Annotated in this window: 12 protein-coding genes; 4 read left to right on the plus strand and 8 right to left on the minus strand. The window is 73.5% G+C overall.

The window, feature by feature from the left end; genetic code table 11:
* Positions 1–45: 45 nt before the first annotated feature.
* The 4 genes from ACEZDE_RS13385 to ACEZDE_RS13400 all read right to left on the minus strand — a co-directional run bounded on the left by ACEZDE_RS13385 (position 46) and on the right by ACEZDE_RS13400 (position 6,284).
* Positions 46–705, minus strand: a complete 660-nt coding sequence (locus ACEZDE_RS13385; RefSeq protein WP_380535907.1) for a zinc ribbon domain-containing protein — start codon at positions 703–705, stop codon at positions 46–48.
* Positions 706–905: 200 nt separating this feature from the next.
* Entirely contained in the window at positions 906–3,029 is a 2,124-nt protein-coding gene (locus ACEZDE_RS13390; RefSeq protein ID WP_380536132.1) for an MMPL family transporter, read from the minus strand.
* 94 nt (positions 3,030–3,123) lie between these two features.
* A complete protein-coding gene (locus tag ACEZDE_RS13395; protein ID WP_380535909.1) occupies positions 3,124–3,555 on the minus strand; it encodes a MarR family winged helix-turn-helix transcriptional regulator in 432 nt (143 codons plus the stop codon).
* Between the two features lie 65 nt (positions 3,556–3,620).
* A complete protein-coding gene (locus tag ACEZDE_RS13400; protein ID WP_380535911.1) occupies positions 3,621–6,284 on the minus strand; it encodes an ATP-binding SpoIIE family protein phosphatase in 2,664 nt (887 codons plus the stop codon).
* 218 nt (positions 6,285–6,502) lie between these two features.
* Here ACEZDE_RS13400 and ACEZDE_RS13405 point away from each other — a divergent pair, with 218 nt between their 5' ends.
* The 3 genes from ACEZDE_RS13405 (at position 6,503) to ACEZDE_RS13415 (ending at position 8,319) form a co-directional block, all read left to right on the plus strand.
* A complete protein-coding gene (locus ACEZDE_RS13405) occupies positions 6,503–7,327 on the plus strand; it encodes a hypothetical protein (protein ID WP_380535913.1) in 825 nt (274 codons plus the stop codon).
* Positions 7,328–7,399: 72 nt separating this feature from the next.
* On the plus strand, positions 7,400–7,729 hold the full coding sequence (locus ACEZDE_RS13410) for a rhodanese-like domain-containing protein (protein ID WP_380535915.1): 330 nt from the start codon (positions 7,400–7,402) through the stop codon (positions 7,727–7,729).
* An 80-nt stretch (positions 7,730–7,809) separates the two neighbouring features.
* Positions 7,810–8,319, plus strand: a complete 510-nt coding sequence (locus ACEZDE_RS13415; protein WP_380535917.1) for a GNAT family N-acetyltransferase — start codon at positions 7,810–7,812, stop codon at positions 8,317–8,319.
* 18 nt (positions 8,320–8,337) lie between these two features.
* Here ACEZDE_RS13415 and ACEZDE_RS13420 read toward each other — a convergent pair whose 3' ends face one another.
* From ACEZDE_RS13420 to ACEZDE_RS13430, 3 genes are read right to left on the minus strand one after another with little or no spacing between them, the layout of a single operon-like run.
* On the minus strand, positions 8,338–9,786 hold the full coding sequence (locus ACEZDE_RS13420; RefSeq protein WP_380535919.1) for a dihydrolipoamide acetyltransferase family protein: 1,449 nt from the start codon (positions 9,784–9,786) through the stop codon (positions 8,338–8,340).
* A gap of 5 nt (positions 9,787–9,791) precedes the next feature.
* Entirely contained in the window at positions 9,792–10,799 is a 1,008-nt protein-coding gene (locus ACEZDE_RS13425; RefSeq protein ID WP_380535921.1) for an alpha-ketoacid dehydrogenase subunit beta, read from the minus strand.
* Positions 10,796–11,950 carry a thiamine pyrophosphate-dependent dehydrogenase E1 component subunit alpha gene (locus ACEZDE_RS13430; RefSeq protein ID WP_380535923.1) on the minus strand — a complete coding sequence of 385 codons (1,155 nt, stop codon included), beginning with the start codon at positions 11,948–11,950 and terminating at the stop codon, positions 10,796–10,798. Before ACEZDE_RS13430 ends, ACEZDE_RS13425 begins: the two co-directional genes overlap by 4 nt.
* Before the next feature lie 182 nt (positions 11,951–12,132).
* Here ACEZDE_RS13430 and ACEZDE_RS13435 point away from each other — a divergent pair, with 182 nt between their 5' ends.
* On the plus strand, positions 12,133–12,732 hold the full coding sequence (locus tag ACEZDE_RS13435) for an Lrp/AsnC family transcriptional regulator (RefSeq protein ID WP_380535925.1): 600 nt from the start codon (positions 12,133–12,135) through the stop codon (positions 12,730–12,732).
* A gap of 9 nt (positions 12,733–12,741) precedes the next feature.
* Here the strand turns inward: ACEZDE_RS13435 and ACEZDE_RS13440 are convergent, their stop codons facing one another.
* A complete protein-coding gene (locus ACEZDE_RS13440) occupies positions 12,742–13,362 on the minus strand; it encodes a TetR/AcrR family transcriptional regulator (protein ID WP_380535927.1) in 621 nt (206 codons plus the stop codon).
* Positions 13,363–13,446 lie beyond the last annotated feature (84 nt).

Below are 13,446 nucleotides of genomic sequence, written 5' to 3' on the forward strand. Positions count from 1 at the left end.
TAGAGCAGGCGGAGGAAGCGCCTGCTTCACCAATATGACGCTACGTCAGCGGCGAGTCCCGCAGTCCGGGCAGAAGGCGGCGCCCTGGGGGACCACGGCCTGGCAGGAGGAGCAGGTGTCCTGTTGGGCGAGCCGGTGGCCGCAGCCGGGGCAGAACCGTGCGCCGTGGGTCTCGGTGCTGCACTGCGGGCAGACCAACTGCGTGCTGCGGTCCACGTTGTAGGCCGCGCCCTGGCTGCCGCCGACCTCGTACGCGCGCTGCGAGGCGACGTCGTTGAGGCCGCGCTGCTGGGAGGCGGCGACCTCGGCGGCGGTGTCCGGGGCGCAGTTCAGGCACAGGCCCTGGGCCGCGTTCCAGCACCGGCCGCAGACGTAACTGGTGCAGCGGGCGCAGCGGTTGAAGTGCGCCTTGGCGTCGTCGATGGCCTTCTGGAAGGCCTTGTCCTTGTTGGGGCCCCAGTTGGCGCCGACCAGGCCGCCGAGGGCGCTGCTCGCCTCGCTGCCGGTACGGCCGAACGCCCCCCAGGCGCTGCCGACCACCCGGTCCGCCCAGCCGGCCGCCCGGCCGCTGGTGTACGGCTGGAAGGCGGACCGCCAGGTGTCGGCGCAGCGGGAGCAGGAGAACTCGAACTGGAAGCCGGCGCCGGTCCCGTGCTGTTCACACAGGTCGCGGTAGTTGTTGCTGAAGTAGATCTCGTTGCTCATGGTGACGCCGCCCCCCACACAATCCATGCCATGTCGAACCCGTTGCGCACAGCGTGGCACAGCGGCGGGGCGGGGGATAAGCGCTGCCGCCCGATCCGGTTCGGAACCGTTACGCCGACCCTGACTGGCGGGTCGCGGTCCCGGCAGGCGTACGGCCCGCCGACGCAACGTCGGCGGGCCGTACCGGGAGGCGGGAGGGGTCAGCTCCTGCTGCCGGACTGCTGGTCGAGCGGCAGTCGCCCGCCGTGGGCGGCCGGGGCCGCGGCCGGGGCGGTGACCTTGCTCAGTGCGCTGGGCCACCACAGTGTCCGGTCGATGTCCATGGTCAGTGCGGTGACCAGGATCGAGCGGACCACCAGGGTGTCCAGCAGCACGCCCAGGCAGACCGCGAAGCCGATCTCGGCGAAGCCCACCACCGGCAGGGTGCCCAGCACGCCGAAGGTGCTGGCCAGGATCAGCCCGGCGGAGGTGATCACCCCGCCGGTCGCGGCGAGCCCGGCCAGTGCGCCGCCGCGGGTGCCGCGCTGCGCGGACTCCTCCCTGACCCGGGTCATCAGGAAGATGTTGTAGTCGATGCCGAGTGCCACCAGGAAGACGAAGACGAACAGCGGGAACGAGCTGTCCTCGCCCTCGAAGTGGAACAGGTGGGTGAAGGCCAGCGAGCTGATGCCGAGCGCCGCGGCGTAGGAGAGCACCACGGTCGCGATCAGCAGCAGCGGCGCGACCACCGCCCGCAGCAGCAGGGCCAGGATCAGCAGCACTACCACCAGCACGATCGGGATGATCACGTAGGAGTCGTGCCGGGACGCCCGCTGGGTGTCCAGCTGCACCGCGGTGTTGCCGCCGACCAGGGCCTCGGCGCCGGGGACGGCGTGTTCGGCGGCCCTGACCCGGTCCACGGTGTCCTGCGCCGCCTTGCTGTCGGGGGCGGCGGCGAGGGTGCCGGTGAGGTAGGCGTGGTCGCCCTTGACCACCGGCGGGGTGGTCGAGGCGATGCCGGGGACGCCCTTCAGCGCGGTCGCGGCGGCGTCGGCGCCGCCGGCGGTGCTGATCACCACCACCGGGGAGCCGGCTCCGGCCGGGAAGTGCTGGGCCAGCACGGTCTGGCCGACCACGGAGTCCGGCTTTCCGGTGAAGGATCCGGCTGTTGACAGGCCGTCGGCCTTGAGGCTGAACATGCCCAGGGCCAGCGCGCCCAGCGCCAGCGTGGTGCCGATCCAGACCAGCCGGGGGCGGCGCGAGATGCCGCCGCCGACCCGGGCCCAGATGCCGCTCTCGGTCGGCTCGGCGGTGCCGAAGGCCGGCTTGACCGGCCAGAACACCCAGCGTCCGCAGATCACCAGCAGGGCCGGCAGCAGGGTCAGCATGGCCGCCAGCGCGACCACGATGCCGATGGCGCAGACCGGGCCGAGGCCGCTGGTGGAGTTCATCCGTGCGAACAGCAGGCAGAGCATGCTGATCGCGACGGTGGCGGCGCTGGCCAGGATCGCCGGTCCGGCCCGGTGCAGGGCCTCCGCCATGGCCTCGTGCCGGTCCTCGTGCCGGCGCAGCTCCTCGCGGTAGCGGGCGACCAGCAGCAGCGCGTAGTCGGTGCCCGCGCCGATCACCAGCACCAGCAGGATGCCCGCGCTCTGTGCGTTGACGGTCAGTCCGGCGTGCTTGACCAGCAGGTAGATGACCGCTTCGGAGGCGGTCAGGGCCAGCCCGGAGGACATCAGCGGCAGGATCCACAGGGTGGGGCTGCGGTAGGTGAGCAGCAGCAGCACGATCACGATGCCGACGGTGGCGTAGAGCAGGGTGCCGTCGATCCCGGCGAAGGCCTTGCTCTGGTCGGCGCCGACGCCGCCGGGTCCGGTGACGTGGACGGTGAGGCCGGGGTCGCCCTTGGTGGCGGTGGCGCGGAGCGAGTCCACCGCCGGGGTGAGCGCGTTCCAGCCGGCGCTGGTGTCGACCGGCACGACGGTCTGCAGGGCCTTGCCGTCCTGCGACGGGATCGGTCCGGTGACGGTGCCCTTGACGTTCGGCGCGGACGCGAAGGCGGCGGCGTCGGCGGCGGCCTTGGCCTTGTCGGCGGCGGTGATGCCGCCGTCGCGGACGTAGAGCACCACGGTGGGCGCGCTGTCGGTCGAGGAGAACTGGCCTTCCAGGTTGAGGACCTTGGTGGACTCGGCGCTCCCGGGCAGCCAGCTCGACGCCTGGTTGTCCTCGGCGTTGGTGAGCTTCCCGGCGAGCGGGGCCAGGACCAGCAGCAGGATGATCCAGGCGGTGAGGACGACCCATTTACCGCGTCGTCCGCAGGGCAGGGCGGCGAGCCGCCGGCCGATGTTCATCTGGTTGTATCCCCCAATGAAACGCGATACATCGCGACTGTTGGGTCAACGATGTGGGGCGCGTCGGGGTGGTGTCAAGCACCGCAGGTCAGATGTGGGCGTTGTAACGGACGAGGTAGTCCGCGAAGCGCTCCAGGTCGTCGTCGGGCCAGTCTGCCAGCCGTTCCAGGAACGCGGCGTGCCGCTGCTCCCTGACGTCGGCCAGCAGCTGCTCGCCGGCCGCGGAGGCGCGGATGGTCTGGCCGCGCAGGTCCTCCGGGTCGGCGGTGCGCTCGATCAGGCCGAGCCGTTCCAGCGCGGCGATCTGACGGCTGACCGTGGACTTGTCCAGCATGAAGAACGCGGCCAGGTCGGTGCCCCGGCAGCCGCCGCGCTCGTAGAGGTGGTCCAGCAGGGTGTAGGTGACCAGGGTCAGGTTGGGGTGGATCCGCGAGGCCAGCGAGCGGGCCCGGCGGGCGACGGCGGTGAGTTCGCGCTGCACCGCGTCGATGGACGCGGCACGGGTGGGGGGTGCGGACAAGGGATGCTCCTTCGTTGGTTGTACAATACAACCAAACTCAGGAGTTGTCCCGCTCCGCGACGCGCTCAGCCGCGGTGCGGAAGCGGGAGTTCGAACCAGACCACCTTGCCGACCGCCTTGCGGCTGGTCCCCCAGCGCGCCGACAGACTGCTGACCAGGCCCAGCCCCCGGCCGTCCTCGTCCAGGGCCTCGGACGGCTCCAGCGAGGGCAGGTTGTGGTCGTCGTCGCTGACCTCGACCAGCAGCTTGCCGACCCGCATCAGCTGCAGCTCGACCCGGTCCCTGGCCACCCGCAGCGCGTTCGTCACCAGCTCGCTGACCAGCAGCTCCGCCGTCTCGGCCAGCTCCGCCAGGCCCCACTGCACCAGCTGCTGCCGGACCAGCTCCCTGGCCCGGCGCACCTCGGAGCTGTCCAGCTGCAGCGACCAGGACATCACGTCCTGCGGCGGGATGCCGTCGAAACGCGCGATCAGCAGCGCCAGGTCGTCGTTGCGGTCGTCGGTGTGCAGCCGCTCCAGCACGGTGTCGCAGACCTCGTCCGGGCTGCGCCGGGGGTCCACGATGTCGCCGCAGAGCGCGGCCAGGCCGTCCCCTATGTCGCCGCCGCGCATCTCCACCAGGCCGTCGGTGCAGAGCACCAGCATGCTGCCGTCGGAGACCTTGATCTCGCGCGAGGCGAACGCCACCCCGCCCACCCCGATCGGCGCCCCGGACGGCAGCTCCAGCAGCTCCCCACGCCCGTCCGGGTGCACCAGCACCGGCGGCACATGGCCCGCGCTGGCCAGGGTGCAGGTCCGGGCGATCGGGTCGTAGACCGCGTAGAGGCAGGTCGCCAGGTGGTCGTCGCCGAGCCGCTGGGACAGGTTGTCCAGGTGCCGCAGGATCTGACCCGGCGGCAGGTCCAGCGCGGCCAGGGTCTGCATCGCGGTGCGGAACCGGCCCATCGCCACCGCCGAGTGCAGGCCGTGCCCCATCACGTCGCCGACCACCAGCGCCACCCGGCTGCCCGGCAGCTGGATCGCGTCGAACCAGTCGCCGCCGACCTCGGCCCTGCGGTCGCCCGGGATGTAGCGGTGTGCGATCAGCACCCCGGGGATCCTCGGCGGACGCGACGGCAGCATGCTGCGCTGGAGCGTCAGCGCGGTCTTCGCCTCCATCCGGTGCAGCCGGGCGTTGTCCACCGACAGCGAGGCACGGGCCGTCAGCTCGCGCAGGTACGCCACGTCGGTCTGGTCGAACGGCGGCCGGTCCGCGGTGCGCAGCAGGGTCAGCATCCCGAGCACGGTCCCGCGCGCGGCCAGCGGCAGGGTCAGCATCGACCGGCCCTGGAACAGCGCGGTCAGCGCCGGGTTGCCGCGTCCGGCCGCGCACAGCTCCGCGACCGCGGCGCCGACCAGCGGGAGCAGCACCGGCTGGTTGGTCTGCAGCGAGAGCCCGGACGGGGTGTCGCCGGACAGCCGGAACAGGCTGCCCTCGTGCACCTCGTGCTCCCAGCCGGCCATCGACTCGCTGAACGCCCGTGCCACCTGCCGGAGCTGGGTCTCGTCGTCGGGGCGGTCGCGGGGCAGCTCGGTGTCCACGATCAGCCGGTCGCGCAGGTCCACGCAGGCGAAGTCGGCGATGTCGGGGACCACCACCTGGCACAGCTCGTGGACCGTCACGTCGAGGTCCAGCGTGGTGCCGATCAGGCCGCCGGCCTGGCTGAGCAGCCGCAGCTGCTCGCCGTCCGGCCGCGGCCCGGCCGACGCGGCGTCAACGGCGGTCGCGGGGAGGCCCGTTGGGCCGGTGAACGGGCCGGTGAACGGGCCGTCCCCGGTCCGCGGCGTGGGGACCAGCGGGTCCGGCGCGGGTCCGGCGCCGTTGCGGTGGCTGGTGGAGACCGCGTCCGGGCGGTTCTTGGGGGAGTCGGCGGCGGCGTCCCGCTCCTCCGCCTGCCGGTCGGCCCCGACCGGGCCGGTGTAGACGGGCAGTCCCACCGCCTCGGGCAGCGGCGAGCCGTCCGGCAGCTCGTGCGGGATCACCGGCAGCCGGATCGTGCCGTCCAGCAGCAGGGCCGGGGCGCCCGCCGCGACCAGCTGGCCGATCAGCCGGGCCCGCCGGTCCTCGGCGGTCCGCGGCAGCATCGCCGACAGCCGCTGCGCGGCGCGCCGGTCGTCGGCGGTCCCGGCCGGGGCGGACCACACCGGCACGATCGGCAGCGCGGCCGAACCGGCCGCGCCCGCCGCGCCGCTGGCCGCGTACGGGAGGAACTGGTCGCCGAGCGCGATCCGCGGGCCCGCCTCGCGCAGCGGCCTGGCGTCCGCGGCGAGCACCAGCAGCCCGCGGCCGGTCGGCTCGACCAGCCGGTAGGCCCAGCACAGGACCTCGACGCTGCGGCCGTCCCGGTCGGTCACCTGCAGCTCGCCGCACCAGGAGGGGGCGTAGGCGGTGAGGTCGTCCAGGTGGTCCAGGGCGTCGCCGAGCCGGCCCTCGGCCGGGGCGGTGCTGGAGCGGGCCAGCGGCAGCAGGCCGGAGGCGGTGCGGTCGAAGACGTCGTCGCGGCGGTGGCCGAAGACCTCCTCGGCGGCCCGGTTCCAGTGGCTCAGCCGTCCGTCGGAGTCGACCATCAGCACGGCCAGCCGCACCACGGCGACCACCCCGGAGGAGGCGGAGGGGGCGTGCGGGGCGGAGGGGTCCAGGGCAGCGTCGGGCAGCCCTCGCCCGGGAGCCGCGAAGGTCTCTTCCGCCATATTCACCTCTCCCAGCTCCACTGCCTCGGACCTGCGTCTGGTTGAGTACCCCAGGCAAGCACGAAACCTGCCGTCAATGCCTCACATCCGGGAAGATTCAGTGTGTCCGGTAGTGCGCGCGGGCTTGCACGCCCTAGTGTGCGCCCTCGATCGCCGCCGCGGTGACAGTAGGGTGACCAGGCGGACACGCGGTACAAACAACGAGCATTGAGGTTGAGATGGCTGCCGACACCCCGGTCCGGTGGACGGACCCCGAGGAACAGCAGCTGGAGGAGCAGATCGCGCTCACCGAGGCGCGCTGGGTCGACGCCGAGGTCGAGGTCGAGACCCTGCGGGTGGAACTGGACAACTTCGCCCTGGTGCACCACCAGCGGCTCGGCCCGATGTACGTGCGGCTGGACGAGCTGGACGCGCTGATCGCCGAGGCCACCGCCGCGCAGACCGGCGACCCCGAGGACATCAGGCGGGCCTTCGAGGCCCGCAACGTGGTCGAGCCGATGCCGGACCTGGAGGCGTTCTTCGCCGAGGCCGACGCGGCGGCGAAGGACGGCGGCAAGGACGGCGCCGAACCGGAGCCGCCGGTGATGCCGCAGGCCCCGGAGCGGATCAGGCCCGACAAGGAGGCCCAGCGCCTCTACCGCGAGCTGGCCCGCCGGGCCCACCCCGACCTGGCCCAGGACCCGGCCGAGCAGCAGCTGCGCGGCGCCTTCATCGCCCGGGTCAACGAGGCCTACGCCCGCGGCGACGTGCTCGCGCTGGCCGCACTGGCCGAGGAGTGGGCCGGTGAGACCGGCGACAGCGGCGCGCCCGCGAGCGGCACCCCGGAGCGGACCGCCTGGCTGCGGCAGCGGCTCGACTGGCTGGAGGCGCGGCTGCGCCGGATCGAGGCGACCCGCGCCGAGCTGGCCGGCAGCCCGATGGGGGAGCTGCTGATGCTGCTCCCGGACGACCCGGACGCGCTGCTCGAAGTACTGGCCGAGCAGCTGCTGGAGTCCGTCGCGGCGCGCCAGGCCGAGCTGGACCGGCTGGTGGGAGCGTTCTGACGGTCTCCCATACTGGGGTACTGGAGCCTTGAGCCCGCACATCTACTACCGCTACCGCTTGGAGAAGAGACCATGCCGCACGCCGCCGTCCCGACCGTGGACGCCGCTTCCGTACCCGCGACCGGCGCCCTGCTCGACGTCCGCGAGCAGGACGAGTGGGAGGCCGGGCACGTCGACGGCGCGCTGCACATCCCGATGGGCCAGCTGCTCGCCCGGATCGACGAACTGCCGGAGGAGAAGCTGTACGTGCTCTGCCGGGTCGGCGGCCGTTCGGCGCAGGTGGTGCAGTACCTGGTCGCGCAGGGCCGGGACGCGGTGAACGTGGACGGCGGGATGTACGCCTGGGAGGCCGCGGGCCGCCCGATGGTCGGCGGCGGGGGCCGGGAAGCGTTCGTGCTCTGAGAAATTCGGCTGTGCGGCGGGTGTGCGTCCGGGATGATGGTCGTCTACGTCTGCTGTCGTCTTCCTCCCCGAGGGGTCACATGAGTTCCGTCCCTGTCCCCGCGCCGCGCTCCGAGCGGATCGAGCTGCGGGTGATCACCCCCGCCGCGGCGGCCGAACTGGCCCCGGGGACCGGGGACGGCGGGTTCAGCTGGGCCCCCGGCGGCCCCTACGAGGGGACCAGGGACGCCTGCGGGATGATCGTCAAGGCGGTCGAGGGCGGCGTGTACGACCCGGGCTGGGGCGCGTTCGCGATCGTCAGGCTCGCGGACGGCGCGGCGGTCGGCGGGGCCGGCTTCCACGGCCCGCCGGACGAGGGCAGCGTCGAGATCGGCTACGACCTGGCCGAGTCCGCGCGCGGCCAGGGGTTCGCCACCGAGGCGGTCCGGCTGCTGACCGGGTACGCGCTGGCCGCGCCCGGCGTGAGCCGGGTGCTGGCGCACACCGAACCGGCGAACACGGCCTCGCAGGCGGTGCTGCTGCGGGCCGGGTTCGTCCGGGACGGCGACAGCGAGGACGGGCTGCCGCGGTTTGTGCTGCTGCCGGGGTGAATCCGGGGTGACCCTCGCTCAGAGGTGTCGGAGCAGGGTGGCGGGGGACTCCACCGCGTCGGCGACGAAGCGGAGGAAGGCCCCGGCGACGGCCCCGTCGCAGACCCGGTGGTCGAAGCTGAACGACAGCTGCACCAGCTGACGCACCGCCAACTCGCCCCGGTGCACCCAGGGTTTCTCGGCGATCCGGCCCACACCGAGCATCGCCGCCTCCGGGTGGTTGATGATCGGGGTGGAGCCGTCGACGCCGAAGACCCCGTAGTTGTTCAGGGTGAACGTCCCGCCGGTCAGCTCGGCCGGGGCGAGGCGGCCCGCGCGGGCCGCCTCGGTCAGCCGGGCCAGCTCGGCGGCGAGCCCGGCCGTGGTCAGCCGGTGCGCGTCGCGGACCACCGGGACGGCGAGGCCGCGCGGCGTCTGCGCGGCGAAGCCCAGCTGGACCGCGGCATGTCGGCGGACGCCGGTGGCGCTGCCGTCCTGGCCGGTCACCACACTGGAGTTGAGCTCCGGGTGCCGGGCCAGACCGGCGAGGGCGATCCGGCCGAACAGCGCCAGCAGCCCGATCCGCTCCTCCGGTGCGCGCCCCGCGTTCAGCGCGGAGCGCGCGGCGAGCAGCTCGGTCGCGTCGGCGTCCACCCAGCAGGTGGCGTCGGGGATCTCCCGACGGCTCCGGGCGAAGGTCTCCGCGGCGAGGCGGCTCACGCCCTTGAGCGGGACGACGGTGTCGCCGTCCGGGAGCAGGTCGCCGCGCAGGTCGGGGGCCGTGGCATGGGCCGGGGGGCCGCTGGGTGACGGGGCGGCAGCTTCCGGCGGCGTGAGCGCGGTGGTCGTGCCGTTGGCGGCGGACTCGACGTCGGCGCGCATGATCAGCCCGTCCGGGCCGCTCCCGGCCAGCACGGCGAGGTCGATCCCGTGCTCCCGCGCCAACCGCCGCACCAGCGGCGAGATCACCGCGGGCGGCGGCGGCCCGGACGGGGACCCGGACGCGGACCCGGACGCGGACCCGGACGCTTGGACCTGCGCCGCTGCTCCGGCTGACACCGAGGCGGCTGCCGGGGCCGTTACCGGTGTGCCCGCCGCAGACGTCACCCGGCGACGTCGTGAGCCGCTGCTCTCGGTGGTGCCGTAGCCGACCAGGACGTTGCCGGAGCCCTCGCCCGCGGCGGGAGCTGCTGCGGCGCCCATGGCGGCCCCCGCGGCCGGGCCTCCCGACTCCCCCGCCGGCGGACCGACCGCGACGGTCACCAGCGCCGCGCCGACCGGGACCTCGGTCCCGGCCTCGCCCGCGCGGGAGGTGATCACGCCCGCGTACGGGCAGGGCACCTCGACCACCGCCTTGGCGGTCTCCACCTCGGCGACCGGCTGGTCGACCGCGATCACGTCGCCGACCTCCACCAGCCAGCGGACGATCTCGGCCGAGGTCAGTCCCTCGCCCAGGTCGGGCAACGGAAACTCGCGTACGGAGGGCATCACGGTCACTGCTCCCACTGGAGTCGGGCCACAGCATCGAGAATGCGGTCCACCCCGGGGAGGTGGTGCTGCTCCAGCATCGGCGGCGGGTAGGGGATGTCGAAGCCGGCCACCCGGAGCACCGGCGCGGCCAGGTGGTGGAAGCACCGTTCGCTGACCCGGGCGGCGATCTCCGCGCCGACCCCGGCGAAGCCGGTCGACTCGTGCACCACCACGGCCCGCCCGGTGGCTCGGACCGCCGCGCAGACGGTCTCGTCGTCGAACGGGACCAGGCTCCGCAGGTCCACCACGGCGAGGTCCCAGCCCTCGGCCTGCGCGGCCTCGGCCGCCTCCAGGCAGACCGGCAGCGAGGGGCCGTAGGTCAGCAGCGTGGCCGAGGTCCCGGCCCGGCGGACCACCGCGCGTCCCAGCGGCTCGATCGGGGTGGGGTCGTCCGCGGACCAGGCGTCCTTGGACCAGTAGAGCCGCTTGGGCTCCAGGAAGACCACCGGGTCGTCCGAGGCGATGGCCGAGCGCAGCAGCCCGTAGCCGTCGGCGACCGTGGCCGGGGTGACCACGTGCAGGCCCGGGGTGTGCGCGTAGTAGGCCTCGGAGGAGTCGCTGTGGTGCTCGACCCCGCCGATGCCGCCGCCGTAGGGGACCCGGATGGTGATCGGCAGCGGCATCGCGCCCGCGGTCCGGTTGCGCATCTTGGCGACATGGCTGACCAGCTGCTCGAACGCGGGGTACGCGAACGCGTCGAACTGCATCTCCACGACCGGTCGCAGCCCGTACATGGCCATGCCGACCGCGGTGCCGAGGATGCCGGCCTCGGCCAGCGGGGTGTCCAGGCAGCGGTCCGCGCCGAACTCGGCGGCCAGGCCGTCGGTGATCCGGAAGACGCCGCCGAGGGTGCCGACGTCCTCGCCCAGCACATGGACCGACGGGTCGTCGCGCATGGCGTCGCGCAGCCCGGCGTTGAGCGCCGCCGCGAGCGTGGTGCCGGTGCGGGCGGGAGTGGCGACCGTGCTCACGACGCGGCCTCCGCGGCCAGCTCGGCGGCCAGTTGGGCGGCCTGTTCCCGCAGTTGCGGGGTCGGCTCGGCGTAGACGTGGGTGAACAGGGACATCGGGTCCAGTTCAGGTTTCACGTGAAACTCGGTGCGCATCCGGTCGGCCAGCTCCTCGGCGGCGGTCGCGGCGTCCTGGACGTCCGCGTTGGTGAGCAGCCCGGCGCCGCGCAGTTCGCGCTCCAGCAGGGCCAGCGGGTCGCGCTGCTGCCACTGGGCGACCTCGTCGCCGCTGCGGTAGCGGCCGGCGTCGTCGGCGTTGGTGTGCGCCTCGATCCGGTAGGTGACGGCCTCGACCAGGACCGGCCCGCGCCCGGAGCGGGCGTGTTCGACCGCCTCGCTGAGCACGGTGTGCGTCGCCGCGGCGTCGTTGCCGTCGACCAGGCGTCCGTGGATGCCGTAGCCGACGGCCTTGTGGGCCAGGGTCGGCGCGGCGGACTGCTTGGCCAGCGGGACGGAGATGGCGTAGCCGTTGTTCTGGACCAGGAAGACCACCGGGGCGCCGAGCACCCCGGCGAAGTTCAGCGCCTCGTGGAAGTCGCCCTCGCTGGTGCCGCCGTCGCCGACCAGGGCCAGCGCGACGGTGTCGTCGCCGCGCAGCCGGGCGGCGTGGGCCAGTCCGACCGCGTGCGGGGCCTGGGTGGCGAGCGGGGTGGACAGCGGGGCGACCCGGTGCTCGTAGGGGTCGTAGCCGCTGTGGGCGTTGCCGCGGAGCAGGGTCAGCGTGGCCAGCGGGTCGACCCCGCGGGAGACCACGGCGAGGGTGTCGCGGTAGCTGGGGAACAGCCAGTCGGCGGGCCGCAGCGCGGTGGCGGCGGCGATCTGGCAGGCCTCCTGCCCGGTGGACGCGGGGTAGACGGCGAGCCGGCCCTGCTTGGTGAGGGTGGTGGCCTGCTGGTTGTAGCGGCGTCCGGCGACCAGACGGCGGTAGAGGTCGCGCAGCAGCGCGGCTCCTTCCGGGCTCTCGGCGAGCGCGGCGAAGGCCGGGGTGCCGAGGACGCGGAACGGCTCGGCGTCGGGGAGCAGCGGCGCGGGGTCGCGGCGCGGGCCGTGGGCCTCGGGGGTCCACGCGGACGGGGGTGGTGTCAGCGCGGTGGAGTGGTCGAGGACGGTCACGGGCACCTCCTGTGTGCGGGTGGGGTGGAAGAGGTGCTGGCAGGCGCGAAAACGCCCTGCTGTCCCTACCGATTGTTCGGTTGTTTGATCGAATCGGCTACCGTTGCGCCCTGGAGCTGGACAAACGGCCGGGTTCGCGCTGTCCTGGAATCAGGATGTCCACCAGGGGAGGGCAGGGGACCATGCCCGCTGAACAGATGGCCGACCGGGCCCGGCGTCGGGCCGCGTCCACCCGGATACCCGAGGGCCCCGGGCCCGACTCCAGGGCGGATTCCAGGCCCGACTCACGGCCCGAGCAGCCCAAGCCGGTCCTGGACCCGGCCGGCGGCCCGCGTTCGCTGGACCGGATCGACCGCGGCATCCTGCGGCTGCTCCAGCAGGACGGCCGGGCCTCGATCCGCTCGGTCGCCGAGCGGGTGCACGTCTCCCGGGCGAACGCCTACGCCCGGATCGCCCGGATGGTGGAGGACGGGGTGATCCGCGGGTTCACCGCGCGGGTGGACCACGAGCGGGCCGGGCAGGGGGCGTCCGCGTACATCACCCTGAAGATCGTGCAGAACTCCTGGCGGGCGGTGCGGGGGCAGTTGCTCGACCTGCCGGGGGTGGAGCACATCGCGCTGGTCAGCGGGGAGTTCGATGTGCTGCTGCTGGTCCATACGGTGGACAACCGGGCGCTGCGGGAGCTGGTGCTGAACCGGATCCAGAGCATTCCCGAGGTGCTCGGCACGCACACCCTGCTGGTCTTCGACGAGACCGACCGCACCCCGGTGCTGCCGGACTAGGTCGGCGGGTCAGCCGCGCTTCGCGCGCAGCCCGCTGAAGGCGAGGGTGCTGACCGCGTCCACGATGTGCCGGGCGGCGGTGTCGGCGAGGTCGGCGTCCGGGTCGTCCCGGTACCACTCCACCAGCGAGTTGATCATGCCGAAGAGCAGCCGGGTGGCCAGCCGCGGGTCCACGTCCGAGCGCAGTTCCCCGGCCGCGACCGCCTCGGCCAGCAGTGCGGAGACCTGCTGGTCGAACTCCCGCCGCCGTTGCAGCGCCCACTGCTCGGTGCCGGTGTTGCCGCGGACCCGGAGCAGCAGGGTGACGTAGGGCAGCTCGGCGAGCAGCACCTCGGTGGTCCTGCGGACCACGTGCTCCAGCCGGTCGACCGGCGGGCCGCCGGCGGCGGCGGGCTCGTCCAGGATGCCGAAGAGGTGGTCCAGGGCCCGTCCGACGGCGAGCCGGAGCAGTTCCTCCTTGCCGCGGACGTGGTGGTAGATGGACGACTTGGTGATGCCGGCGGCGCGGGAGAGGTCCTCCATCGAGGTGCCGTCGTAGCCGCGTTCGTTGAAGACCCGGACGGTCACCGCGAGCAGCGTGTCCACGGTGTAGCTGTCGCGCCGCTGCTGGGTCCGCGAGTTGTCGACCATGACCGGAAGCCTACGGTCTCGTCCGCCCGGGTTGGCAGCCCGAGCTGATAGTTGTATCGTCATAACGGTTATAGAAGTCAAACT

The organism is Streptacidiphilus cavernicola (assembly GCF_042510955.1).
Lineage (GTDB): Bacteria > Actinomycetota > Actinomycetes > Streptomycetales > Streptomycetaceae > Streptacidiphilus > Streptacidiphilus cavernicola.